Source organism: Microbispora sp. H10836 (assembly GCF_012999525.1).
Classification (GTDB): domain Bacteria; phylum Actinomycetota; class Actinomycetes; order Streptosporangiales; family Streptosporangiaceae; genus Microbispora.
The window spans coordinates 55,522-80,242 of sequence record NZ_JABBWU010000017.1 but is presented as its reverse complement, the minus strand read 5'-3'; the positions used below and the strand labels follow the sequence as shown (position 1 = coordinate 80,242).

At 72.2% G+C, this 24,721-nt stretch carries 25 protein-coding genes; 9 read left to right on the top strand and 16 right to left on the bottom strand.

Annotated features, from left to right (window positions below; genetic code table 11):
- Positions 1–8: 8 nt before the first annotated feature.
- Together HHX30_RS28140 and HHX30_RS28135 are read right to left on the bottom strand one after the other, a co-directional pair.
- On the bottom strand, positions 9–1,769 hold the full coding sequence (locus HHX30_RS28140) for a glycerol-3-phosphate dehydrogenase/oxidase (protein ID WP_169985251.1): 1,761 nt from the start codon (positions 1,767–1,769) through the stop codon (positions 9–11).
- 110 nt (positions 1,770–1,879) lie between these two features.
- Entirely contained in the window at positions 1,880–2,626 is a 747-nt protein-coding gene (locus tag HHX30_RS28135) for a class I SAM-dependent methyltransferase (protein ID WP_169985249.1), read from the bottom strand.
- Between the two features lie 169 nt (positions 2,627–2,795).
- Here HHX30_RS28135 and nagA point away from each other — a divergent pair, with 169 nt between their 5' ends.
- Positions 2,796–3,944 carry an N-acetylglucosamine-6-phosphate deacetylase gene (gene nagA / locus HHX30_RS28130; RefSeq protein ID WP_169985247.1) on the top strand — a complete coding sequence of 383 codons (1,149 nt, stop codon included), beginning with the start codon at positions 2,796–2,798 and terminating at the stop codon, positions 3,942–3,944.
- A gap of 79 nt (positions 3,945–4,023) precedes the next feature.
- On the opposite strand, the gene HHX30_RS28125 is transcribed toward nagA, so the two are convergent.
- Positions 4,024–5,082: an SDR family oxidoreductase gene (locus HHX30_RS28125; protein WP_169985245.1), complete on the bottom strand. Its 1,059-nt coding sequence runs from the start codon at positions 5,080–5,082 to the stop codon at positions 4,024–4,026.
- Positions 5,083–5,153: 71 nt separating this feature from the next.
- Here HHX30_RS28125 and HHX30_RS28120 point away from each other — a divergent pair, with 71 nt between their 5' ends.
- Positions 5,154–6,173, top strand: a complete 1,020-nt coding sequence (locus HHX30_RS28120) for a LysR family transcriptional regulator (RefSeq protein WP_169985244.1) — start codon at positions 5,154–5,156, stop codon at positions 6,171–6,173.
- Positions 6,174–6,201: 28 nt separating this feature from the next.
- Here the strand turns inward: HHX30_RS28120 and HHX30_RS28115 are convergent, their stop codons facing one another.
- The gene (locus HHX30_RS28115; protein ID WP_169985242.1) at positions 6,202–6,624 is read right to left on the bottom strand and encodes a DUF6223 family protein; all 423 of its coding nucleotides are present in this window, start codon (positions 6,622–6,624) and stop codon (positions 6,202–6,204) included.
- 218 nt (positions 6,625–6,842) lie between these two features.
- Between HHX30_RS28115 and HHX30_RS28110 the strand changes: the two genes are divergently transcribed.
- Entirely contained in the window at positions 6,843–7,958 is a 1,116-nt protein-coding gene (locus HHX30_RS28110; RefSeq protein ID WP_169985240.1) for a sensor histidine kinase, read from the top strand.
- Complete coding sequence (locus HHX30_RS28105; RefSeq protein ID WP_169985238.1) at positions 7,955–8,617, top strand: response regulator transcription factor; 663 nt, start codon at positions 7,955–7,957, stop codon at positions 8,615–8,617. The genes HHX30_RS28110 and HHX30_RS28105 overlap by 4 nt, the downstream gene beginning before the upstream one ends.
- 90 nt (positions 8,618–8,707) lie before the next feature.
- Here HHX30_RS28105 and HHX30_RS28100 read toward each other — a convergent pair whose 3' ends face one another.
- Both HHX30_RS28100 and guaB read right to left on the bottom strand, forming a co-directional pair.
- Complete coding sequence (locus tag HHX30_RS28100) at positions 8,708–9,826, bottom strand: GuaB3 family IMP dehydrogenase-related protein (RefSeq protein ID WP_169985236.1); 1,119 nt, start codon at positions 9,824–9,826, stop codon at positions 8,708–8,710.
- A 33-nt stretch (positions 9,827–9,859) separates the two neighbouring features.
- Positions 9,860–11,341, bottom strand: coding sequence for an IMP dehydrogenase (gene guaB, locus HHX30_RS28095; RefSeq protein WP_169985234.1), 1,482 nt, complete (start codon positions 11,339–11,341; stop codon positions 9,860–9,862).
- Between the two features lie 579 nt (positions 11,342–11,920).
- On the opposite strand from guaB, the gene HHX30_RS28090 reads away from it, so the two are divergent.
- On the top strand, positions 11,921–12,925 hold the full coding sequence (locus HHX30_RS28090; protein ID WP_169985232.1) for a LuxR family transcriptional regulator: 1,005 nt from the start codon (positions 11,921–11,923) through the stop codon (positions 12,923–12,925).
- A 143-nt stretch (positions 12,926–13,068) separates the two neighbouring features.
- Positions 13,069–13,446, top strand: a complete 378-nt coding sequence (locus tag HHX30_RS28085) for a DUF5319 domain-containing protein (protein ID WP_169951881.1) — start codon at positions 13,069–13,071, stop codon at positions 13,444–13,446.
- Here the strand turns inward: HHX30_RS28085 and HHX30_RS28080 are convergent.
- The 5 genes from HHX30_RS28080 to HHX30_RS28060 all read right to left on the bottom strand — a co-directional run bounded on the left by HHX30_RS28080 (position 13,407) and on the right by HHX30_RS28060 (position 17,615).
- Positions 13,407–13,622 (bottom strand): hypothetical protein, encoded by a 216-nt coding sequence (locus HHX30_RS28080; RefSeq protein ID WP_169985230.1) that lies wholly within the window; start codon positions 13,620–13,622, stop codon positions 13,407–13,409. The genes HHX30_RS28085 and HHX30_RS28080 overlap by 40 nt on opposite strands.
- Positions 13,619–14,245, bottom strand: coding sequence for a sigma-70 family RNA polymerase sigma factor (locus tag HHX30_RS28075; protein WP_169985453.1), 627 nt, complete (start codon positions 14,243–14,245; stop codon positions 13,619–13,621). The genes HHX30_RS28080 and HHX30_RS28075 overlap by 4 nt, the downstream gene beginning before the upstream one ends.
- A 353-nt stretch (positions 14,246–14,598) precedes the next feature.
- Positions 14,599–16,224 carry a chaperonin GroEL gene (gene groL, locus HHX30_RS28070; protein ID WP_169985228.1) on the bottom strand — a complete coding sequence of 542 codons (1,626 nt, stop codon included), beginning with the start codon at positions 16,222–16,224 and terminating at the stop codon, positions 14,599–14,601.
- Positions 16,225–16,290: 66 nt separating this feature from the next.
- Complete coding sequence (groES, locus tag HHX30_RS28065; protein ID WP_111699864.1) at positions 16,291–16,605, bottom strand: co-chaperone GroES; 315 nt, start codon at positions 16,603–16,605, stop codon at positions 16,291–16,293.
- A 167-nt stretch (positions 16,606–16,772) separates the two neighbouring features.
- Positions 16,773–17,615: an NAD-dependent epimerase/dehydratase family protein gene (locus tag HHX30_RS28060; protein ID WP_169985226.1), complete on the bottom strand. Its 843-nt coding sequence runs from the start codon at positions 17,613–17,615 to the stop codon at positions 16,773–16,775.
- A 139-nt stretch (positions 17,616–17,754) separates the two neighbouring features.
- Between HHX30_RS28060 and HHX30_RS28055 the strand changes: the two genes are divergently transcribed.
- The 3 genes from HHX30_RS28055 to HHX30_RS28045 all read left to right on the top strand — a co-directional run bounded on the left by HHX30_RS28055 (position 17,755) and on the right by HHX30_RS28045 (position 20,848).
- Positions 17,755–18,333, top strand: a complete 579-nt coding sequence (locus HHX30_RS28055; protein WP_169985224.1) for a MarR family winged helix-turn-helix transcriptional regulator — start codon at positions 17,755–17,757, stop codon at positions 18,331–18,333.
- A gap of 141 nt (positions 18,334–18,474) precedes the next feature.
- Complete coding sequence (locus HHX30_RS28050; protein ID WP_311922893.1) at positions 18,475–19,668, top strand: THUMP-like domain-containing protein; 1,194 nt, start codon at positions 18,475–18,477, stop codon at positions 19,666–19,668.
- 157 nt (positions 19,669–19,825) lie between these two features.
- Positions 19,826–20,848 (top strand): hypothetical protein, encoded by a 1,023-nt coding sequence (locus HHX30_RS28045; protein ID WP_169985222.1) that lies wholly within the window; start codon positions 19,826–19,828, stop codon positions 20,846–20,848.
- A 36-nt stretch (positions 20,849–20,884) separates the two neighbouring features.
- On the opposite strand, the gene tsaD is transcribed toward HHX30_RS28045, so the two are convergent.
- From tsaD to HHX30_RS28020, 5 genes are all read right to left on the bottom strand, one after another.
- The gene (tsaD, locus tag HHX30_RS28040; protein WP_169985220.1) at positions 20,885–21,922 is read right to left on the bottom strand and encodes a tRNA (adenosine(37)-N6)-threonylcarbamoyltransferase complex transferase subunit TsaD; all 1,038 of its coding nucleotides are present in this window, start codon (positions 21,920–21,922) and stop codon (positions 20,885–20,887) included.
- 133 nt (positions 21,923–22,055) lie between these two features.
- On the bottom strand, positions 22,056–22,532 hold the full coding sequence (rimI, locus tag HHX30_RS28035; protein WP_396705553.1) for a ribosomal protein S18-alanine N-acetyltransferase: 477 nt from the start codon (positions 22,530–22,532) through the stop codon (positions 22,056–22,058).
- A gap of 19 nt (positions 22,533–22,551) precedes the next feature.
- Complete coding sequence (gene tsaB, locus HHX30_RS28030) at positions 22,552–23,274, bottom strand: tRNA (adenosine(37)-N6)-threonylcarbamoyltransferase complex dimerization subunit type 1 TsaB (RefSeq protein ID WP_169985218.1); 723 nt, start codon at positions 23,272–23,274, stop codon at positions 22,552–22,554.
- A gap of 76 nt (positions 23,275–23,350) precedes the next feature.
- Positions 23,351–23,905 (bottom strand): class F sortase, encoded by a 555-nt coding sequence (locus HHX30_RS28025; RefSeq protein ID WP_169985216.1) that lies wholly within the window; start codon positions 23,903–23,905, stop codon positions 23,351–23,353.
- 2 nt (positions 23,906–23,907) lie between these two features.
- Entirely contained in the window at positions 23,908–24,549 is a 642-nt protein-coding gene (locus HHX30_RS28020) for a hypothetical protein (protein WP_169985214.1), read from the bottom strand.
- Positions 24,550–24,721: the final 172 nt, after the last annotated feature.

Here is a 24,721-nt window from a genome sequence, read left to right as displayed (position 1 = left end):
GCTGACGGTCAGTTCCCGGTGCCCCGCGACTTCGCGAGGTCACGCGGGGGCGCGACGGGGACGATCTCCGGCGCGCCGAGGCGGATGGCGTCGGCCTCCTGGTCGGTGTCCTGCTCCTGGGAGGCCCGCTCCGCCTCGACCCGCTTGGTGTAGTACTCGACCTCCCGCTTGACCTGCTCGCCGTCCCAGTCGAGCGGGCCGGCCATGAGCTCGGCGGCCTCCCGGGCGACTGCGGTGCCCCGGTGGAAGGTCTCGATCGAGATGCGGGTGCGCCGGGTCAGCGCGTCGTTGAGGTGCCGGGCGCCCTCGTGCGTCGCGGCGTACACGATCTCCGCGCGCAGGTAGTCGTCGGCGCCGTCGAGGGGCCGGCCGAGCGAGGGGTCGCGCTCGATGATCGCCAGCACCTCGTCGATGAGCGAGCCGTACCGCTCCAGCAGGTGCTCGATCCTGGCCACGTGCAGCCCGGAGGCGCGCGCCATTCGATGGCGGGAGTTCCACAGGGCCTGGTAGCCCTCGGCGCCGGCGAGCGGCACCTGGTCGGTGCACGACGGCGGCACGCGCTGGTCGAGGCCGAGCGCGACCGCGTCCACGGCGTCGGCCGCCATGACCCGGTACGTCGTGAACTTGCCGCCGGCCACCATGACCAGCCCCGGCACGGGGTGGGCGACGACGTGCTCGCGCGAGAGCTTGGAGGTCTCCTCGGACTCCCCAGCCAGCAGCGGCCGCAGCCCGGCGTACACGCCCTCGACGTCGTCCCTGGTCAGCGGCACCGACAGCACCGAGTTGACCCGGTCGAGCAGGTAGTCGATGTCCGCCCGGGAGGCGGCGGGGTGGGCCTTGTCCAGATTCCAGCGGGTGTCGGTGGTTCCGATGATCCAGTGCCGTCCCCAGGGGATGACGAACAGCACGGACTTCTCGGTACGCATGATCAGGCCGCTGCGGGAGTGGATGCGGTCGCGCGGCACCACGAGATGGATGCCCTTGGACGCCCGCACGTGGATCTGCCCCCGGCCGCCGACGAGCTGCTGGATGTCGTCGGTCCACACGCCGGTCGCGTTGACGACCTGGCGGGCCCGCACGTCCAGCTCCGCGCCCGTCTCCAGGTCGCACACGCGCACTCCGGTGACCCGCTCCCCCTCCCGGAGGAAGCCGACCGCCTGCACCCGCGAGGCGACGTGCGCGCCGTACGTCGCGGCGGTGCGCAGCGTGGTCATCACGTAGCGGGCGTCGTCCACCTGGGCGTCCCAGTACTGCACGGCGCCGGTGAACGCCGACCGCCGCAGCGACGGGACCACCCGGAGGGCCTGGCGGCGGGTCAGGTGGCGGTGCCCGGGCACGCCCCGGGTGAGTCCGAAGGACAGCCCGAGCGTGTCGTAGAGCGCGAGCCCCGCGCCGATGTACGGCCGCTCCCAGCCCGCGTGGGTGAGCGGATACAGGAACGGCACCGGCCTGACCAGGTGCGGCGCGATCCGCTTGAGCAGCAGGGCCCGCTCCCGCAGGGCCTCTCTGACCAGGTCGAAGTTGAACTGCTCCAGGTAGCGCAGCCCCCCGTGGATCAGCTTGGAGGACCGGGACGACGTGCCGGAGGCGAAGTCGCGCGCCTCGACGAGGCCCACCGAGAGCCCTCGGGTCACGGCGTCGAGCGCGACGCCGGCGCCGACCACGCCGCCGCCGATCACGACCACGTCGAGTTCCTGCGCCTCCATCCGCGCCAGGGCGGCGGTGCGTTCCGCCGGGCCGAGTCGCGCCGTGCCCATCCTCGCCGTCATAGGGCTCCTTCTGTACCGCTTTCACCTCTGCTGGGTAAATCTACCCATGAGTAGCTACCCGGGAATCCACTCTTTCCGCCGCCTTTCCCAAGGATCTCCGGAAATGTCGGTCACCTCTCCCCCACACCGGGGCGCCTGCAGGCGACCATCGACGTACGGGCGTGCGGCCCGCCGTACCAGAACCGCCAGCCGAGATCGTAGACCTCGACGTCGGCGGCGCCGCACTCCGTCAGCACCTCCGCGTACCGGTGTGCGTTGCGGAAGTCGGCGATCCGCAGCAGACCGCCCGGTTTGAGCACGCGGAAGGCCTCGCGCACCGCCTCCGCACGGCCCTCCTCCTGGACGATGTTGTGCACGGCGAGGCTGGAGACGACCAGGTCGAACGCGGCGTCGTCGAACGGGAGGTCACGCATGTCGCCGGTGACCAGGTCCACCCGGCCGGCGACCCCTTCCGCGCGCGCGTTGGCCGTGGTGGCGTCCTGGCTGTTGCCCGACTGGTCCTTCGTCACCCACAGGTCGACGCCGACGGCCCTGCCGGCGCCGGAAAGCCGTCCGGCGGCCTTCAGCAGCACCAGACCCCGGCCGCAGCCCAGGTCGAGGACCTGCTCGTCCCCCTTCAGCCCGAGCCGGTCGAGTTCGGCGTCCCAGACCCGGAACTTGCCGCGAAGCGTGGTGTGCGCGAACAACGCCGCACCCGCGGCGAGCGCGATCCCGCCCACGAGGAGCACGACGGCCGGGACGGGCAGGCCGACCCCGAACAGCACGGCGGCGAGTGCCAGTTCGGCGATGCCGCCCAGTGTCAGTCCGGCCAGCACGCCGGGGGCGTCCACACCATAGTTCGCCCGCGAATTCACCACCGTAAGTTCTTACCTCTGGCTCGCTGCCATGTACAGGGTTGCTATTCGCACCACTATGAGGACTTATTGCACTAATGAGCGCTTTCCGCTGAAATCGGGACGTCCCCGTACGGCGGGAGCGCCCGGACCCGGAGCGGCGGGCGCGGGCCGCACACGCGAGGATGGCGGCATGAGCGTGACTCTCTCCGATGCCCGCGTCGTCACTCCCGACGGCGTCCACGACGGCTGGCTGACCATCGAGGACGGCAGGATCACCCACATCGGGCGCGGGCAGGCGCCGCGTGACGGGTTCGGCCTGGGCGGACGCACCGTCGTCCCCGGATTCGTCGACATCCACAGTCACGGCGGCGCCGGCGGAAGCTTCCCCGACGGCGACCCCGCGAGCGCCGCCGAGGTCGCCGCCTTCCACCTCGGGCGCGGCACGACCACCCTCATGGCCAGCCTGGTCACCGCCGCGCCCGACACGCTCACGCGGGCCGCGGCGACGCTCGCCGACCTGTGCGAGCAGGGCCTGGTCGCCGGCATCCACTTCGAGGGGCCGTACATCGCCCGGTCGCGGTGCGGCGCGCACGAGCCCACGCTGCTGCGCGAACCGGACCGGGCGGAGTTCCGTGCGCTGGTCAAGGCCGGGCGCGGGCACGTGCGGATGCTGACGATCGCCCCGGAACTGCCGAACGCGCTCGACGTGATCAGGGACGCCGCCGCCGAGGGGATCGTCGCCGCCCTCGGTCACAGCGACGCCACCTACGAGCAGACACTCGACGGCATCGAGGCGGGGGCGAGCGTGGCGACCCACCTCTACAACGCGATGCCCTCGCTGGGCCACCGCGCGCCCGGGCCGATCGCCGCCCTGCTGCAGGACGAGCGGGTGACGGTCGAACTCATCAACGACGGGGTCCACGTCCACCCGGCCATGCTGCGCCTGGCCATGGACGCGGCGGGCGCGGACCGTACGGCGCTGATCACCGACGCCATGGCGGCCGCCGGCATGGGCGACGGGCGCTACCCGCTCGGCCCGATGACCGTCGACGTCGTCGACGGAGTGGCCCGGCTCGCCTCCGACACCCCGGGGCAACCGGGCTCGATCGCCGGCAGCACGCTCACGATGGACGTGGCCTTCCGCCGCACGGTGCGGGAGGTCGGGCGCTCGCTGGTGGACGCCGCCCGCATGGCCTCCCTGACCCCGGCCCGTGTCCTCGGCCTGGACGGCGAGGTCGGCTCGATCACGGTCGGCAAGTACGCCGATCTGGTCGTGCTCGGCGACGACCTGGACGTCGCCAGCGTGATGCGTCGCGGCGCCTGGGTCCGCCACCCCTGACCGGCGGCCGCGGGACCGCCCTCCGTGCCGTGCCGCCCCGGGCGCTGCCGGGCGGAGGACCGGTGGGGGCGCGGCGCGGTCAGGGGATGATCCGGCGGTGGCGGAAGCCGGCGAAGATGTCCAGGAACATCTTCCGGGTGTCGACGAACTCGTGGAAACCGAACCGCCGCGCCTTCGAGCCGTCGGCGATGAAGTCGTAGTCCCAGGAGAAGACCGCGTCGCCGAAGGCCCACGAGGACACCTCCTGGTAGGAGTGCTTCGCCAGGCCGTGCCGCTCGACCATCGCGTCCCACAGCGGCTCCTTGTCCGCCATGACCTCCGCCAGCGACATGTGCAGCGGCGGCGCCACCTCCAGGTCGAAGAAGCGGGCGATCTCCGGCCACATCTCCTCCCACCGGAACAGATCGCCGTTGTTGATGTTGAACGCCTGGTTGGCGCACGCCTCACTGGTCGCCGCCCATACCGTGGCCTTCGCCAGCAGCGTCGCGTCGGTCATCTCCAGCAGGGTGCGGTACGCCCCGGGCCTGCCGGGGAACCGCAGCGGCAGGCCCAGTTCCTTGGAGATCGCCGCGTACACCCCGATCACCATCGCGAGGTTCATCGGGTTGCCGAGGGCGAACCCGCACACCACCGAGGGGCGCAGCGCGGACCAGGTCCACGCCTTGCCCCTCTGGCGCTCTTCGAGGAAGTTCTGCTGGTCCACGTTGAACTCCGGCGGCATGTGGTGGGGGTCGTCCTCCCGCGCGGGTGTCTTGAACGGCCCGAGGTGCGCGCCGTACACCTTGTAGCCCTGCATCAGGCTGACGTGGCGCAGGCCGGGTGAGGCGGCCTCCACGGCCTCGACGACGTTGACCAGCATGGCGAGGTTGGGCGGCACCAGCTCCGCCCAGGTGGGCCGGTCCTGGTAGGCGGCGTGGAAGACGTGCGTGACGCGGTCGAGGCCGCGCAGCCGCTCCCGGCAGTCGTCGGCGTTCAGCAGGTCCACGGCGATGTGCCTGACCCGGCCCGCGTCGCCCCCGCCCCGGCGGGACAGACCGATCACGTCCCAGTCTCCGAGCTCCACGAGGTGGTCGATCAGGTTGCGGCCGATGACGCCGTTCGCCCCGACGACAAGGGCGACCTTGTTGTCCGTGTTCATGGCTCGAGCTTCGGGCAAGCAGCGGTGATTAGTCCAAGACATGCCTTTCACACATCCAATAACATTTCTTCATGGCAAGCCTGCGGCAGCTCGAATACCTGGTCACGATCGTGGACGAGGGGTCGTTCACCAGGGCGGCCGAACTCCTCCACGTGTCCCAGCCCGCGCTGTCCCACCAGGTGCGGGCGCTCGAACGCGACATCGGCGGCCCGCTCCTCGAACGTCTCCCCCGAGCGGTACGGCTCACCGCGATGGGCCGGGCGATGCTGCCGCACGCCCGGGCCGCGCTGGCCGACGCGGAGCGGGCGCGGTGCGCGGCACGACAGGCCGGCGGCCTGGAGACCGGGGAGCTCCAGGTCGCGACCCTCTATTCGGTGAGCCTCGGCGTGCTGCCGCCCGCGCTCCGTGCCTGGCGGCGCTCGCATCCCGGCGTACGGGTCAGGCTGTTCGAGCATCCGCACGCCGAGCAGTTGCGCGAGGCGATGCTGGCCGGCCAGGCGGACCTCGCGATCGGGCCGGCCCCGCGCGACTGGGACGGCCCGGTCACGCCGCTCGGCACCGAACCGTTCCTCGTCGTGCTGCCCGCCGACGACCCGGCGGGCCGCCCGGGCCACGGCACCGACGGCGTCCAGGGCGGGGACGGCACCGACGGCACGGACAGCGCGCACGCCGCGGACGGCGCGGACGGCGCGGAGGTTGTGCACGGCGCGGAGGTTGTGCACGGCGCGGACACTGTGGACCTGACGGCGCTGGCCGACCGCGACTGGGTGCACTTCGCGCCGGGCAACGGGCTCGGCGAGATCCTCGACCAGGCGTGCGCGGCGGCCGGTTTCCAGCCGCGGGCCGCCGTACGCACCGAACAGACCGCCGCCGCGCCCGTCCTCGCCGCCGCCGGGCTGGGTCCCACCCTGGTGCCCGCCAACGTCATCCCGCCCCACTTCGACGGACGCGTGCTGTGGCCCCGGCCGCCCGTGGAGCGCGTCATGACGGCCTACACGCGGGGCCGTCCCGATCCCCTCGCCGCCGCCTTCATCGCGACGCTCGGGCGTGCGGCGTGCCTGGTGCCCACCCACGTACGCGCCCTTCGCTGAGGACCCCCCGTGGACGGCTATCGGCCGGTCAGCCGGTGCGTCGGACGCGGGTCAGGGCCAGCCCGCCGACGACCGCGCCGACCGGCCCCACCACCAGGGCGAGGTAGCCCCCGACTATTCCGTAGCCCGTGCCGGGACCACCGTCGGCGGCGGCCACGACCAGCCCGCCGATGACCGTGCCGGCCAGCCCGGCCACCAGGGCCACGACGGCCCCGCTTCTCGCGTCGCCGATACCGATACGGCCGGCGGCGCGGGCCAGAGCCAGCCCGCCGACGACCACGCCGACCAGCCCCAGCAGCATGGCCGCAAGGGCCCAGAGACGTCCGGCGGTCATGGTGTAGGCGCCGACGCCGGCCGGCTGGACCAGGAGATGCGCCGCCGACGGCGTGGCCCGACCGGCATATCCGAGCAGGGCGGTCGAGGCGGCGGCGAACAGGTGACGGACGGGCATGAGGTGCTCTTTCTCCTCGTACGACGGGACGTCACCCGAGCATGTCCGCCGGACCCGCCGCCGGTCGTCCGCCGCGAGCGGGCGATCGGCGCTGCCGCCGACGCCGCACCCGGCTGCCGCGGAGGCCGCAGGAGCGGTGGAAGTACCGCGGACGCGGTAGGCGACCGATCATCCGCGCGGAGGAGCCTCCCGCGCCGGCATCCGGCTAGGGTGCGCGCATGAGGACAGTCCGGTCCGGTGTCAGAGACTGGGCGATCGCCGTCTGCGTGGCGGCGACGCTGCTGGTCACCGGGCTGTCCAAGCAGCACCAGGCGACCGACCTCGATCCGGTCGGCTACACGCTGCTGGCGGCCGGCGGCCTGGCACTGGCCGCGGGCCGCAGGGCGCCGGTTCCCGTCCTGGCCGTCACCGGGCTGTGCGCGGTGGGTTACCAGGCGGCCGGTTTCGACGTGCCCGCCGTCGCGTACCTGTTCGCGGTGTACGCCGCGATGCGGGCGGGACACCGCGCCGTCACGGTGGCGGCGAGTGTGACGATGCCGGCCGCTCTCGCCCTCGCGGCCCTGGCGTCGGGCCTGCACGACACGGGCGCGGCGCTCGCGCAGGCCCGCGGCGCCCTCGAACTGGCCTGGCTGATCGCCGCCGGCGCCGCGGGTGAGGCGCTGCGGCAGGCCGAGCGCCGGGCGGAGGAGGCCGAGCGCACCCGTGAGGAGACCGCGCGGCGCCGGGCCGACGAGGAGCGGCTGCACATCGCGCGGGAGCTGCACGACTCGCTGACCCACCAGATCTCGGTCATCAAGGTGCAGGCGGAGGTCGCCGTGCACGTGGCACGCAAGCGGGGTGAACAGGTGCCGGAGTCCCTGCTGGCGATCCGGGAGGCCGGCCGTGAGGCGGCTCGCGAACTGCGGGCGACCCTCGAGGCGCTGCGTGACGACGGCGAGAACCCGGCGCACGGGCTCGACCACGTCCCGGAACTGGTGCGACGGGCCCGGACGACCGGCCTCGACGCGACCCTGACGATCGAGGGACACCGCGACGACGTGCCGGCCGCGGTGGACCGGACCGCGTACCGGATCGTCCAGGAGTCACTGACCAACATCGCCCGGCACGCGTCCGCCACCACCGCGGCGGTCCGGATCGACTACCGTCCGGGCGCCCTGGTCGTACGGGTCGACGACGACGGAAAGGCCACGCCCGGCACCGCGCCAATGCCCGGCGTCGGACTGCTCGGCATGCGCGAACGGGTCACCGCCCTCGGCGGTCACCTGCGCGCGGAGCCGCGCGGCGAGGGCGGCTTCACCGTGCACGCCGAACTCCCGGTGGATCGGACGCCGTGATCCGGGTCCTGCTGGTCGACGACCAGCCGCTCCTTCGCAGCGGATTCCGCGCGCTTCTCGACCTCGAAGACGACATCGAGGTGGTCGCCGAGGCCGGCGACGGGATGGAGGGCCTGGCCCTGGTCAGGGAACACCTGCCCGACGTCGCTCTCATCGACATCCAGATGCCGGTCGTCGACGGCATCGAGGCGACCCGGCGTATCGCCGCGGACCCGGCCCTGGCCGGGGTGCACGTCGTCATCCTGACCAACTACGGCCTGGACGAGTACGTCTTCAACGCGTTGCGCGCCGGCGCCGCCGGCTTCCTCGTCAAGGACATCGTGCCGGAAGACTTCCTGCACGCCGTCCGCGTCGCCGCGCGCGGCGACGCCCTGCTCGCACCGTCGATCACCCGCAAGCTGATCGACCGGTACGTCACCCAGCCGCTACAGACGGACGCCGACGTGGAGCTGGAGGAACTGACCAACCGCGAACGCGAGGCCGTGGCCCTGGTCGCCCACGGCCTGTCCAACGACCAGATCGCCGACCGCATGATGATCAGCCCGATGACCGCGAAAACCCACATCAACCGGGCCATGGCCAAGCTTCACGCCCGTGACCGCGCGCAGCTCGTGGTCTTCGCCTACGAGTCCGGCCTGGTGACCCCGCGCGGCCGCTGACGCGGCGCCCGGTGTCCTGTACGGGAGCCGGGTGCCCTGAGCGGGGGCCGAATGTCCGGAGCGGGGCCACGCCCCGCTCCGGGTGACGGCTCAGCGCTGCGGCGGGGCGACGACCACCTCGACGCGCTGGAACTCCTTGAGGTCGGAGTATCCGGCCGTGGCCATCGTGCGGCGCAGCGCGCCGAGCAGGTTCATCGAGCCGTCGGCCAGCGACGACGGGCCGTGCAGGATCTCCTTCAGCGTGCCGATCGTGCCGAACTCGACCCGCTTGCCGCGCGGCAGCTCGGGGTGGTGGGCCTCCGATCCCCAGTGGAACCCGCGGCCGGGGGCCTCGCTGGCCCGCGCGAGCGGCGAGCCCACCATGACGGCGTCGGCGCCGCAGGCGATCGCCTTGGCGATGTCGCCGGAGCCGCCCATGCCGCCGTCGGCGATGACGTGGACGTACCGGCCGCCCGACTCGTCCATGTAGTCGCGGCGGGCCGCGGCCACGTCGGAGATCGCGGTGGCCATCGGCACGACCACGCCCAGCACGTTGCGGGTGGTGTGCGAGGCGCCGCCGCCGAAGCCGACCAGCACGCCGGCCGCGCCGGTCCGCATGAGGTGCAGCGCAGCCGTGTACGTCGCGCAGCCGCCCACGATGACCGGGACGTCGAGCTCGTAGATGAACTGCTTGAGGTTGAGCGGCTCGGCCCGGCCCGACACGTGCTCCGCGGAGACCGTGGTGCCGCGGATCACGAAGATGTCCACGCCCGCGTCGATCACGGCCTTGTGGTGCTGCACGGTGCGCTGCGGCGACAGCCGTACGGCGGTGGTGACGCCGGCGGCGCGGATCTCCTCGATGCGCCGGCCGATCAGCTCGTCCCTGATGGGCGCGGTGTAGATCTCCTGCAGCCGCCGGGTCGCGGCCTCCCGGTCGAGGGTGGCCACCTCTTCCAGCAGCGACGCCGGGTCCTCGTAGCGGGTCCAGAGCCCTTCGAGGTCGAGCACGCCGAGTCCGCCCAGGCGCCCGATCTCGATGGCCGTCTGCGGCGACACGACGCTGTCCATCGGGCTCGCCACGAGCGGAGAGTCGAACCGGTAGGCGTCGATCTGCCAGGAGATCGACACCTCCTCCGGGTCGCGGGTGCGCCGGGAGGGCACGATGCCGATCTCGTCCAGCGCGTAGGCACGCCGTCCGCTCTTGCCGCGCCCGATCTCCACCTGTGTCATATCGCCTGTTCTTTCCGTTTCTTCCGGTACGAACTATCGCCCGTGGTAGTTCGGGGCCTCGACCGTCATCTGGATGTCATGCGGGTGGCTCTCCTTGAGCCCGGCCGCCGTGATCGGCATGAGCTGCGCCTTCTCGTGCAGCTCCTGGATCGTCCGGGAGCCGGTGTACCACATGCCCTGCCGAAGACCGCCGACCAGCTGATGGGCCACCGCCGCGACCGGGCCGCGGTAGGGCACCTGGCCCTCGATGCCCTCGGGGATGTACTTGTCCTCCCCGGACACCTCGGCCTGCGCGTACCTGTCCTTGCTGAACGACGCGCCGCCGCGCTCGCGGTTGCGCACCGCGCCCAGCGAGCCCATGCCCCGGTACGACTTGAACTGCTTGCCGTTGATGAAGATCAGCTCGCCGGGCGACTCCTCGCAGCCGGCCAGCAGCGAGCCCAGCATGACCGTGTCGGCCCCGGCGGCCAGCGCCTTGGCGATGTCGCCCGAGTACTGCAGGCCGCCGTCGCCGATGACGGGGACGCCCGCGGGACCGCACGCCAGCGCCGCCTCGTAGATGGCGGTGAGCTGCGGGGCGCCCACGCCCGCGACGACCCGGGTGGTGCAGATGGAGCCGGGCCCGACGCCCACCTTGACCGCGTCGGCGCCGGCGTCGACCAGTGCCTGCGCGCCCGCGCGGGTGGCGACGTTGCCGCCGATGACGTCGACCCGGCCGTTGGCCTTGATCTTGGCGATCATGTCGCACACGCCCCGCGAGTGCCCGTGCGCGGTGTCGACGATGATGACGTCCGCACCCGCCTCGATCAGCGTCATGGCGCGCTCCTCGGCGTCGCCGGCGACGCCCACGGCCGCGCCGACCATGAGGCGGCCGTCGGCGTCCTTGGTCGCGATCGGGTACTGCTCGCTCTTGGTGAAGTCCTTGACCGTGATGAGGCCCTGCAGGCGACCGGCCTCGTCCACGAGCGGGAGCTTCTCGACCTTGTTCTGCCGCAGCAGCCGGAACGCCTCGTCGCGGTCGACGCCCACCGGCGCGGTGACCAGCGGCATCGGGGTCATGACGTCGCGCACGGCCCGGCTCTGGTCGCTCTCGAACCGCATGTCCCGGTTGGTGACGATGCCCACGAGCACGCCGTCCGCGTCGGTGACCGGGACCCCGGAGATCCGGTAGGTGGCGCACAGCCGCTCGACGTCGGCGAGGGTGTCCTCGGGTGAGCAGGTCACGGGGTTGGTGACCATCCCCGCCTCGGACCGCTTGACCAGGTCGACCTGCTGCGCCTGCTCCTCGATCGAGAGGTTGCGGTGCAGGATGCCGATGCCGCCCTGCCGCGCCATGGCGACCGCCATGCGCGCCTCGGTGACCGTGTCCATCGCGGCCGACACCAGCGGGATCCGCAGGGTGATGCTCCGGGACAGCCGCGTCGCCGTGTCGGCCTCCCCCGGTTGCAGGTCCGAATAGGCGGGAACGAGGAGCACGTCGTCGAACGTGAGTCCCGGTTCGGTGAACTTGGCCATCTGCTGCACCCCTCCTGCGCTGTGGGTCCCTCGCGCGTGGGTCCCTCGCCAGACCCGAGGTCAGTCTAGTGGCCGCCCCAAACCGCATCCGGCAGACCTGTCAAGAGGGACGGCACAAAAGTGGGGGGACCGGCTTCCGGTCCCCCCACTTCCGCGCGTCGCGCCCGCCACGCCGTCGAGCCCCCCTCCGCGCCCGGCAGACGCGGCGTTCCCGGCTAACGCTGAGTCAAGGATGCGTCACACAGCGTCCATGCGCAATGGCGTAACGTGCAACTGCACAAAGATGCATTTCGCGCTTTCGAAACTGCGACCGAAACAAAATGCGATCCCTCACATCCATACAAAAGCCGCCACATCCAACCGGGCCGAATGTGTGAACAGGACGGACAACAAGGAAAAGCCGCGCTATTCTCACGCGGAGCGAGGCGAGATGAGGCGGAAGTCGGGGCGCCGGACGCCGGGAAACGTTTTCGCCCGATGGACCAGCGCGGCCAATGCGACCGGTGCGACCACTGCGGCCAATGTGATCTGCAATGTGATCAGCGCTGTGCGACCAGCGTGACCACCGACGGAGCGAGCATGAGTACGACGCGCAACGCCGATCCACAGACCGGCCCCCTCGAAAGCCTGGGGCTCTCCCCCGACCAGGCGGCCCTCTACACCGCCATGCTGCGGCTGCACCGCGCCACGCTGACGGAGCTGGCCGAGGCGGTCGGCCGGCCCGCCGAGGACGTGCTCGACGGCCTGGACGAGCTCGTACGGCTCGGCGCGGTGAACCGGCGGCGGGAGGAGTTCCTCGCGCGGCATCCGGCCGCGGCGATCGGACGGCTGGTGGCCGAGAGACTGGACCGCATGGCCAGGGAGACCCGCCAGATCGACGAGGTGCTCGCCGCGGCCGGACGCCTGGCCCATCACTACGACGCCGGCCGCGACTGGCGCAGCGGCCGGTTCTCGGTCGAGCCGATGAGCGGTGCGGACGAGCTGTGCGAGAGCGTGATCGGCCTCGCGCTGCAGGCGCCCCCCGCCGAGCTGGTCATGGCCGTGCCGGACCACCGGACCATGGCCCGGTTCGCGGACGGATATGGCGGCCAGTGGCTCCAGGCCGCCGCCGACGGCATCCTGCGCCTGCGGATGGTCGTGGCGCTCGACGCCTTGACCTCGCCCGCCGTACGGGAGGTGTGCGGGCGGCTCTCCGCCGCGGGCGCGAGGCTGCGTGCCCTCGACGCGGTGCCGAGCTGGTTCTTCGCGCTGGGCGACGGCGCCGCGGGGCTGCCCGCCGAGTGGGGCGTCCCGCTGCCCGAGCACTCCTACAACTGCTACCTGGTCCACGCTCCGGTGGCGGTGGGGGCGCTGCGGGCGCTGTTCGAGGAGTTGTGGGCCCGGGCCGCGCCGATCTCCCCGCACAGCAGCGTGCTGCAGGTGCTACGGCTGGCCGCCCACGGCCTGTCCGACGATGCCGTCGCCCGCCACCTCGGGGTGTCCGTGCGCACGGTGCGGGCCAGGTTCGCCGAGGCGATGTCGGAGCTCGGGGCGCAGTCCCGGTTCCAGGCGGGGGTGGAGGCCGCCCGCCGGGGCTGGCTGTGACGCCCGGGTCCATGTCACCGAGGCCTGTGTCACCGAGGTTCGTGCCGCCGAGGCTGTGACACCGAAGTCCAGGGCCACGGCCCGACGAGCAGATGAAGCGCACTTATCCTCGTGGAGGGGGCGGTGGTCATAAGGTGGGATGCGTGCTGGAAGACGTCCCCCGCGACCCGTTCGCGGATGACCCCAACGACCCCGCGGCGGAGCTTGGCACGCCCGACGACGTGGAGCCGCTGACGCTCGCCGAGCGCGACGAGGCGCTGACCGATCTCGCCGACGTGGAGGTCTTCCGTTCCCTGCTCGAACCCCAGGGCGTGCTCGGGCTGGTCCTCGACTGCCCGGAGTGCGGCGAGCAGCACTACTTCGACTGGGACCTGCTGCGCGGCAACCTGCGCCAGATGATCGACAACGGCCGGCCGCAGGTCCACGAGCCGGCCTACCAGCCCGATCCGGCCGACTACGTCAGCTGGGAGTACGCCCGGGGCTACGTGGACGGCGTGATCGACACGGAGGAGAGCCGCTGACTGTCCACGTCGACCACGAGCGCGCCCAGCAACCGGACGGCGGCGTCCGTGCCGCCGACCGGCTCGCGGCGGGCGAGCGCGTCGAGGACGGCGTCCGTCCGCATTACGTCGCCCTCCACGTCGGCATCGCCGTACGACCGCAGATGGCGGGCCGTACGACGACGTTTCGTGGTCACGCAATCGACTCCAACTCGGCCAGTTGCCGGAGCCTCGCCAGCGCGCGATGCTGCGCGACCCGGACGGCACCCGGTGACATGCCGAGTACATTACCCGTCTCCTCGGCGGACAGGCCCGAGACCACCCGCAGAATGAGGAGCTCGCGCTGGGTGTCCGGGAGCCGGGACAGCAGGTCCCTGGCGTGCTGCGCCTCGATGTAGCGCACCACCGTCTCCTCCGGCCCGGGGCCCTCGTCGGGCCCGTCCGGCAGGTCCTGCGTCGGCACGGCCGAGCGGACCGAACTCCGCAGGGCGTCGGCGACCTTGTGGGAGGCGATGCCGAAGACGAACGACGCGAACGGACGGCCCATGTCGCGGTAGCGCGGCAGCGCCGACAGCACCGCGATGCACACCTCCTGGGCCACGTCGTCGGCGATGTGGTATTGACCGGACACCCTGCCCAGTCGAGCCCTGCAGTACCGGACCACCATCGGGCGCAGATGTCCCAGCAGTGATTCGATCGCGGTGCGATCTCCCTGTACGGCAAGGCTGGTCAGTTCCCTGAGGTCGGACTCATCCGATCTCGTCGCAAGCCTTACCCCAGTTGCGGCGTCGGCGACGCATCCCTCGGTCACGTTAGGCATGATGCCCGTCGCGATCGTTGATGTCGTCATGGTTAACGGCTACGGATTGGTCACATTGACGCGTCGATAACGGTCCGTAATCATTTGACCACTCGCCCGTTGGAACATTCCAACCGTAATGCCCAAAACAACATATATATGCCTGACGGCTTGACAGGGAAAAAGAAGTATGCCGGTCGTTGCCATTGCCCGCGGCCCGGCTTCGGCCCCGGCTTCGGCCCCGGCGGCCGTCCCGAGCGCGCGGAACGGGCAGGAGGCAGGAAAAGCGGTGCGCCCCGCGGTCCGCCCTTACGGGCGGGCGCGGGGCGCGGGATGCTACGGGGCCTGCGGCCGGGAGGGCCGCCCGGCCTCGATCAGTGGCCGTGACCGTGACCGTGGCCGTGACCGCCGTTGGCGGCCGGAGCCTCCTCCTCGGGCTTGTCCACGACGAGGGCCTCGGTGGTGAGCAGCATGCCGGCGATGGACGCGGCGTTCTGCACGGCCGAGCGGGTCACCTTGACGGGGTCGATGACGCCCTGGGCCACCAGGTCGCCGTACTCACCGGTGGCGGCGTTGAGGCCCTCACCGGCGTTCAGCGCGGCGATCTTGGTGGTGACGACGTAGCCCTCCAGGCCCGCGTTCTCGGCGATCCAGCGGGCGGGCTCGATCAGCGCCTTGCGGACGATCGAGACGCCGGTGGCCTCGTCGCCCGTCAGGCCCAGGTCGTCGAGCTCCTTGGACACGTGCACGAGCGCGGAGCCACCGCCGGAGACGATGCCCTCCTCGATCGCGGCGCGGGTCGCGGAGATCGCGTCCTCGAGGCGGTGCTTCTTCTCCTTCAGCTCCACCTCGGTCGCGGCGCCGACGCGCAGCACGCACACGCCACCCGCCAGCTTCGCGAGACGCTCCTGGAGCTTCTCGCGGTCCCAGTCGGAGTCGGACTGCTCGATCGCGACCTTGATCTCGCGGACGCGGTCCTCGATCGCCTGCGCGTCGCCGGCGCCGTCCACGATCGTGGTGGTGTCCTTGTTGACCACGACGCGGCGGGCCGTGCCGAGCACCTCGAGGCCGACGTGCTCCAGCTTGAGGCCGATCTCCTCGCTGACGACCTGGCCACCGGTGAGGATGGCGATGTCCTGCAGCATGGCCTTGCGGCGGTCGCCGAAGCCGGGGGCCTTGACGGCCACCGAGGTGAAGGTGCCCCGGATCTTGTTGGTCACCAGGACGGCCAGGGCCTCGCCCTCGACGTCCTCGGCGATGACCAGGAGCTGGCGCTTGCTCTGGGCGACCTTCTCCAGCAGCGGCAGGAAGTCCGCGATGGAGGAGATCTTGCCCTGGGTGATGAGGATGTAGGGGTCCTCGAGGACCGCCTCCATGCGCTCGGAGTCGGTCACCATGTAGTGCGACAGGTAGCCCTTGTCGAACTGGAGGCCCTCGGTGAACTCCAGCTCCAGGCCCATCGCGTTGGACTCCTCGACGGTGATGACACCGTCCTTGCCCACCTTGTCGAACGCCTCGGCGATCAGGCCGCCGATCTTCGCGTCCTGTGCGGAGATCGTGGCGACGTTGGCGATCTCCTTCTTGTCCTCGACGTGGCGGGCGCTGCCGAGCAGCCGCTCGCTGACGGCCTGGGCGGCCTTGTCGATGCCGCGCTTGAGGCCCAGCGGCTGCGCGCCGGCCGCGACGTTGCGCAGGCCCTCGCGGACCATGGCCTGGGCCAGGACGGTCGCGGTGGTGGTGCCGTCACCCGCGATGTCGTTGGTCTTGGTCGCCACTTCCTTGGCGAGCTGGGCGCCCAGGTTCTCGTACGGCTTGTCCAGCTCGACCTCGCGAGCGATGGTCACACCGTCGTTCGTGATCGTCGGGGCACCGAACTTCTTGTCGATGACGACATTGCGGCCACGGGGGCCGAGCGTCACCTTGACGGCGTCGGCGAGAGCGTTGACACCACGCTCGAGAGCGCGCCGCGCGTCCTCTTCGAACTCCAGGATCTTCGGCATTCAGGTCTCCTTGTGAGCGCGCGGAGCCCCGGGCGCGTGTCCCGGGGCTCCACTGGCCGACGCGGCCTACTTCTCGATGATGGCGAGCACGTCACGGGCCGAGAGCACCAGGTACTCCTCGCCGCCGTACTTGACCTCGGTGCCGCCGTACTTGCTGTAGAGGACGACGTCGCCCTCCTTGACGTCGAGCGGAATGCGCTTCTCGCCGTCCTCGTCCCAGTTGCCCGGACCCACAGCGAGGACGCGGCCCTCCTGCGGCTTCTCCTTGGCGGTGTCCGGGATGACCAGGCCGGAGGCGGTGGTCTGCTCGGCCTCAAGCGGCTGGACCACGATGCGGTCGCCGAGCGGCTTAACGGGAACCTTGGTGGCGGTCGTCACGATCGGACCTCCCCTTCAGATTGCGATGAATGAGCTGAAGAGGCGACCAGCGGCCTGCCGTCGCGGGTGTCAGACCTGTCTCGTCGCTGTTGGCACTCTCAATGGCAGAGTGCCAACACGAAACAGTATGCAAGTGGCGCGTGACAGTCAACACGAACCGGCATCGCAGGTCAGACGCGGGAGGCGTACGAGCCGGAGCGCACGTCGTCGACGATGCCCGGGCGGCTCGGCTGCCATCCGAGGACCTTCCTGGCGAGGTCGCCGCTCACCACCTGGCTCAGGGCCAGGCCCTCGGCGAACGGACGGCCGAGCACCTCGCTCGCCTCGCCGATCGGCCACGGCACCGCCTTCCCCGTACGGCCGGCCGCCGCCGCGACGTCGGCGACGCTCACCGCCTCCTCGGCGACACCGTGGAAGAGGCTCCCCGGCTCGGCCTTCTCGATCGCGAGCACGAGCAGGTCCGCCAGGTCGTCGACGTGGACGGCCGGCCAGGTCGGGGCCGGGCCGCCCGCGTGGACGTACCGCCCGTCCTCCCCCTCGGGGGAGGCGAGCAGCCCGGGGATGCCGCCGCCCCGGCCGTACACGATGCCGGGCCTGACGACGACGCCGCCCGCGTCCCGCACCAGCCCCTCCACCCGCGGCCGGTAGCCGGACAGGGTGATGGGGTTCGGCGGCGCGTCCTCGCCCGCCGCCTCCGTGGTGGTGCCGAGCACCCAGACGCCGCTGGTGTAGACGAGCCGCGCGCCACCGCCGGCCAGCGCCTCGATCGCCGCGACGTCCACCGCCTCGTCTCCGACGGGGTTGGCGGCGTGCACGACGACGTCGATGTCCGGCGTCACCGCCGCGCGGAGCGTCTCGGGCTCGTGGATGTCGCCGTGGCGCACCTCGCCGGGTACGGCGGCGTCGCGCGCCTTCGGACGGACGAGCGCGACGACCTCATGGCCGTGTTCGGCGAGGCGCTCCGCCAGCACCGATCCGATGTACCCCGTCGCGCCGAGCAGCAGGACCTTCATTCTCTTCCACCTCGAACATTTCGATGCTTTACTGTTCGACGCAGACGGTAGCGCATGCCCCGTCCATATTTCAACGTCGAAGCTTCGGTTACGATGGCCGGTGGAGGAGGAGCGGCGGAGGACCCAGGCCGCGCGCGCTATGAACGACACCCTCGTGGACGACACCACCTGCACCGGCGAAGACACCACCGGCGAAGACACGTGCACCGGCGCCACCGGCAACGACGCCGTCGACCAGATCCTCAGCCAGTGGGCCCGGGTGCGCCCGGACGTGGACTGTACGGCGATGGGGGTGGCCGGGCGGATCTCCCGCGCGTCCCGGCTGCTGGAGAAGGGCATCAAGGAGTACTTCTCCGAACATGACCTGGAACCGTGGGAGTTCGACGTGCTCGCGACTCTCTTCCGGTCCAATCCCGATCACCGGCTCTGCATGAGCGACCTCGCCACCGCCGCGATGGTCAGTTCGGCGGCGCTCACCAACCGGGTGGACCGCCTCGTCGCCAAGGAACTGGTGCGCCGGGAGGTCTCACCGTCCAACCGCCGCATGGTCCTGATCACCCTCACCGACGAGGGCCGGGCGGTGGTCGACGCCCTGCTGGCGGGTCACGTGGCCAACGAGGAGCGGCTGCTGGCCGGCCTCACCGACGAGGACCGGGCCCAGCTGTCCGGGCTGCTCTGCAAGCTGCTCGCCTCGCTCGGCGACGTCCGCCCCTGCTGACCGGGCACGACCCGCGCGCCTTGCCGTTCCGCCGGCTCCGGCCGTCCCGGCGCCGCCCCCGCCGTCGTCCGCTCCGGCGGTCGTCCACAGGGCGACGTCCGCGGCCGACGTACGCGCCGGGCAGGCGGTAGCGTCGCGGGCGTGGACCTGGACGCCTTCCGCATGCTGCTCACGCCCGCCGGGCGCGGGGCCCTGGACGAGGCCGTGACGATACTCGCCGGCGGCGCCGATCCGGTAGCCGCCGCGAGCGCGCTGCGCCGCGGTCATCCGGCCGACCTGGCGGCGGCGGCGCTCACCCAGGCGTCGCTGCGGCGGCGGGCCGAGGCCAAGTTCGGCCCCGACGCCGCCGTCATGTACTTCACCCCGCACGGGCTGGAGCAGGCCACACGCCCCGAGGTCGCCGCACACCGCGCCGCCCGGATCCGGGCCACCGGCGGTCCTGCGGGCGGCCCCGCCGTGCTCGACGTCTGCTGCGGGATCGGCGGCGATCTCCTCGCACTGGCGCGGGCGGGCTGCGCCGTGGACGCCGTGGACCTCGACCCGCTGACCGTGGAGGTCGCCCGCGCCAACGCGGCGGCGCTCGGCCTGTCCTCCCTGGCCGGCGTCCGTACGGGCGACGCCGCGCTGGCCGACCCCGGCGGCTACGGCCTGCTGTTCGCCGATCCCGCCAGGCGTGGGGCGCGGGGACGGACCTTCGACCCGATGGCGTACTCCCCCACCTGGCCGGTCGTGCTCGACCTGGTGGCCCGCGCCCCGGCGGCCTGTCTGAAGGTGGCCCCCGGCATCCCGTACGAGTTCATCCCGGAGGGCGCCGAGGCCGAGTGGGTGTCGTATCGCGGCGAGGTGAAGGAGGCGGCGATCTGGACCGGGATGGGGACGGGCGGCCGGCGCGCCACCCTGCTGCCGTCCGGCGCCACGCTCACGGCCTCCGGCGCCGAGGCGGAGACCGGGCCGGTGAGCCGCTACCTCTACGAGCCCGACGGCGCCGCGGTGCGGGCCCACCTGGTCGCCGAGGTCGCCGCCCTCGTGTCCGGCCGCCTCGTCGATCCGCAGATCGCCTACATCACGAGCGATCGTCTCGTACGCACGGAGTGGACGTCCTGCTACGAGGTGACGGACGTCATGCCGTTCTCGCTCAAACGGCTGCGAGCGGCGTTGCGCGAACGGCGCGTCGGCGCGGTCACGATCAAGAAACGCGGGTCCGCCGTCGACGTGGAACGGCTGCGCAAGGATTTGCGGCTTTCCGGCGACAATTCCCTGGTGATTGTCCTGACTCGCATCGGAGAGCGGCCGTTCGCCCTGCTTTGCCAGCCCGTGACCAGCGACGACGCGTGAAACCGGAGTAATTCACCGGCAACTGGCGCCTTTCTCATTCCACCCCTGATGACCGCGGGTCAGGGCCTAAAGTTGGCCGTCGGGCGTGCCGCCTGTTCGTTCATCCTGCGCGAGACCGGGCCGAACCGACGTTTCGGCGAGTGAAGGAGCATTCTCGGTGGAGCATTCCAGCCACAACCTCCTCCAGGCGGGCAGCCAGACCGCCATCTCCGACCGGATGCGCGAACTGCTCGCCCGTGCGGCGCAGGACCACGTCTACGAGCAGCGGACGCAGGGCGCCGTGCTCGACGAGATCCGCCAGCGGCTGGAGGGCATGGAGTGGCTCCTCCGCGAGGTGCGCGAGCGCGAGCTGGGCGGCCTCGGCGCGGCCCTCGAGGCGATCACCCAGCGGCTCGACGACATGAACGCCAGACCGCCCGCCTGGGCCGAGGGACTGGCCCAGCACGTGGAACTGCTGCGCGACCACGTGGACGAGGCCGGCGGACGGACCCAGGGCCTCGCCGACCGCATGACCGACTTCGCGCACCGGCTCGGCAAGTTCCAGGGGAGCATGGAGGCCGCCGCCGGGCGTTTCACCCGGCTCGACAAGGCCATCGCCGCGCTCACCGAGCGCACCGAGCACCTGGAGGCCGTGGTCGTCGAACGGCTCGACTCGGTCGGCGGCCGGGTCGAGGCGGTGCGGAGCGGCGTCGAGACGGTCGGCGAGCGTGTCGGGAGCCTGCCCGCCGATCTCGGCATCGGAGAGCTCCGCGGCACGGTGGCCGGTCTCGGTCACACCGTCGAGGGCATGGACGCCACGGTGACCGCGCTCGGCGCCGCCGTGGACGGCGCGAACTCCACCGTGGCGGGGCTGGGCGCCGCCGTGGACGGCATGAACGCGACGGTCGCCGGGCTGAGCGCCGGCGTCGGGGACGTCGCCGCCGGCGTGGACGAGATGAGCACCACCATCGCGGGCATGAACGCCGATCTCACGCTGACGGCGGGGGCCGTGGCGCCCCTCGCCGAGGCGGTGCGCGGCAGGCCGGATCGTGAGCAGATCGCCGAGACCGTCTCGGACGCGGTCACCCGCGCCATGGAACCGGCCAGGGGCGACGTGGCCCGGCGTCTCGCCGCGCTGGAGGAGACCATGCTGGCGCTCGCCGAGGTCCTCCTGCGTCCCGCCCGCGGCCACACCGACTGAGCACCGGCTCCCCCGGGGCGCCGCGGGCTTGCGCGATCAGACGTTGACGACGGTGATCGGGAGCGACGAGTCGGCCGGTATCTGCAGGGTGGAGGGTGTGACGCCCGCCGACACCAGGTCGGCGCCGAGCGCCGCCACCATCGCGCCGTTGTCGGTGCACAGACCGGGCCGCGGCACCCGCAGGCGCACCCCGGCGGCGTCGCAACGCTCCTGGGCCAGCGCCCGCAGCCGGGAGTTGGCGGCCACGCCGCCCCCGATCAGCAGGTCCTTCACGTCGTAGCGGGCGCACGCCTGCAGGGCCTTGCGGGTGAGCACGTCCACGACCGCCTCCTGGAACGACGCGGCGACGTCGGCCACGGGCACCGGCTCGCCCGCCGCCTCGCGCGCCTCCACCCACCGCGCCACGGCCGTCTTCAGGCCCGAGAAGGAGAAGTCGAGGGTTCCGTCGTCGTACTTGCCGCGGGGGAACGCCACCGCCGTGCCCGATCCCTCGCGGGCGGCCCTGTCGATGTACGGCCCGCCCGGGAACGGCAGGCCGAGCACCCGGGCCACCTTGTCGAACGCCTCCCCGGCCGCGTCGTCCACGGTGGACCCGAGCGAGATCACGTCCTGCGCCACGTCGGGCACCAGGAGCAGCGAGGAGTGCCCGCCCGAGACCAGCAGCGCGATCGAGGGCTTGGGCAGCGGGCCGTGCTCCAGCTGGTCCACGGCGACGTGCGCGGCGAGGTGGTTGACCCCGTAGAGCGGGACGCCGAGCCCCAGCGCGTAAGCCTTGGCGGCGGCCACGCCGACGAGCAGCGCCCCCGCGAGGCCCGGGCCCGCGGTGACCGCGACCGCGTCGATGTCGGAGAACCGCAGCCCCGCGGCGGCCAGCGCGCTCTCGACCGTGGGCGTCATCGCCTCGAGATGGGCCCGCGAGGCCACCTCCGGCACCACGCCGCCGAAGCGGGCGTGCTCGTCCATGCTGGAGGCGATGGTGTTGGCCAGCAGCGTGTGCCCCCGGACGATGCCCACGCCCGTCTCGTCGCAGGACGTCTCGATCCCCAGCACGATCGGCTCGTCATGCCCGCTCATGCTCGCCCCTCATCTCTCGTGTTTCCCGCTTCGCCCATCGGAGCGTCAACCGCTGTCTTCCCTCGTCACCGCTTGGTCGCTTCGCTCCCGCACGGCTCCTCAGTCCGGACACCGGCGCGCTCCTCCGGCTCGCTCAGTTGCTCTCGGGTTGTGGCCCGAGGTCCTTCACCATCGTGATGGCGTCGGTCCCGTCGTCGTAGTAGCGCCGTCGCAGTCCCAGGCGCCGGAAGCCGAACCGCTCGTACATCGCCTGCGCGGGCGGGTTGTCGGCGCGCACCTCCAGGAACACCGAGGCCATGCCGCGCCGTACGGCCTCGGCGAGCAGCGCGTCCATCAGCGCGGTCCCGATGCCGGCGCGCCGGTGGCCGGCAAGAACGGCGATCGTCTGGACGTCGGCCTGGTCGCCCGCCGCCGCCAGCCCCGCGTACCCCACGACGCGGTCGCCCACCTCGGCGACGACGTAGTGGCGGGTGCGCGGCTGGTCGGCCAGCTCGCCGCGCATCATGGCCTCGCTCCAGGCGTCCGCGGGGAACGTGGTCCGCTCGATCTCCATCACGGCGGGCACGTCCTCATGGGTCATCTGGCGCAGGACGGCCTCGGCCTGTCTCACGGTGTGTCCCCGCGGCGGGTCACGCCGTCACCCGCTTCGGCGCCCCGGGCACCTGCGCGTCGGGACGCCGCAGGTAGATGGGCCGCGGCGGGCCGAGCACGGCCAGCTCCCGCGCCTTCTCGACCGAGTCCACGCGTCCCTCGGGCACCCGGGCGATCTCCGCCGCCTCCTCCTCGCTCAGCGTCGCGAGGTGCTCGGCCGCCAGGGCGGCGAGCGCTCCGGCCGAGGGATGCTCGGGACCGCGCACCCGGCCGGGGCCGATGACGTCGGCGTACATGGCGCCGCCGGCGCCGATCACGGGCAGCTCCGCGGGCAGGTCGTGCGGCCGGTCCACGCGCGGCCCGTCGAGCCGCGTGCGCGGGTCGCCGTACCGCGCCCAGAAGACTTCCTTGCGGCGCGCGTCGGTCGCGACGAGGAACGGCCCGCTCTCCCGCGCGGCGTAGGCGAGGGCGTCGAGCGTGCATACCCCGAACGCCGGCACACCGGCGGTCAGGGCCAGCGCGGTCGCGGTCATCAGGCCGACCCGCAAACCGGTGTACGGCCCGGGGCCGGTCCCCGCGACGATGGCGGTGACGTCCTTGAGCGTCACACCGGACTCGCGCAGGACATGCTCGACGGCGGGCGCCAGAAGCTCCCCGTGCCGCCGCGCGTCGATCGTCGTCGTCTCTGCCACCACACGCTCGCCGTCGTGCAGCGCGGCGGTGACGGCGGGAGTGGCGGTGTCGAAGGCCAAGACAAGCACGAAGGTCAAGCGTAGTCGCTGTGCGGAGGCGGACGACCACACCCGGGCCATTCCGCCGCTCCTTCCGGCCCCGATGTCAGGCGTCGCGGATCAGGGAGGCGTAGACGATGACGTTGTCGCGGTACTCGTGCCGGGACCAGTCGAAGTCGCCGCCGCAGGTGATCAGGCGCAGGCCGTCCTCGGTGTAGACGCGCTCGGCCGGGAAGTCGTCCTTCGGCACGCGCTCCACGGAGTCGACCCGGTAGGAGGCGGTCTTGCCGTCGCTGCGCACCACCTTCACGACCGCGCCCTCGCGCAGGTCGCGCAGCCGGTAGAACACGGCGGGGGCGGTCTTGGTGTCCACATGACCGATGATCACGGAGGCGCCGGGGTCACCCGGCACGGCGCTGCCCGTGTACCAGCCCGCGGTGGACGGCTTGTCGAACGGCGGCAGTTCGACGTCGCCCTCGCCGGACAGGCCGAGCTTCATCAGGGGTGCCTTGAGACGCAGCGCAGGGATGTCGATGCGCTTGGGGACGACGGAGGACCTGGCGGCGGGCCGGTCCGTCTCCCCCTTGCCGCCGGCGACCGCGGCGAACACGAGCCCGGTGACCACCCCGGCGATGATCACCCCCCGGGTGGACAGCGCCAAGGTCAGGCTCCGGAGCGCCTGCGGGCCACGCCGATGCCGACGCCGAGCACGGCCAGGAGCACGACGACGGTGACGCCGGTCGGCAGGCCTGAGTCGTCCGTGGGGCCCCCGGCCGCCGTGCCGCCGCCGCCCGCGTGCGGCGCCCGGGTGGGAATCCTCGTGTGGTCCTCGGTGCGGTCCGGCTCCGGCGCGACGACCCTGAACGACGCGCTGCCGACGTCGTTGGTGGCCTCGCAACGCACCTGCACGCGGTAGCCGCCCGCCTTGGCTCCGGCCCTGATGGTCGCGCTGCCGCGCACCATCGGCACGGCCGCGGCACCGGGGGTGGCCGACGGCGGCGCCGGGGCCACCAGCGTCACGAGCCCGGTGAAGGCGTCGGAGCGGGCGGTCGCCCGGTAGTCGGTGCCACCCTGGGGCAGCGGGCACCTGGCGGTGATGTGGATGCTCTTGGTCGACCCGCCGACGACGCGCTTGGGATCGACCTCCACCCGCACGTCCTGTCGCTTGACCGAGACGATCGGCGACGGCAGGGCCGGGGTCAGCGTCATCGTCGGGTCGGCGGAAACCGTCTCGGCCGACGCCGTGCAGCCCAGCGCGCCGAACAGTAAGGCTCCCGCGACGGCGACCTGCGTGATCCTGCTCAACGGCACACCTCTTCCACGCCGGTCCCTTACCCAGAAAATCCTTGCCGACTCATGGCCGAGGATCTTCCTTCGTCCGATGATCCACAGGTGTGCGGACAGGCGTCAAGGATGTGCGGCGGACCGGTCTGGATCGTGCGCGGGCGACGCCCGACTTGTCCCCACAGGTCCTCAT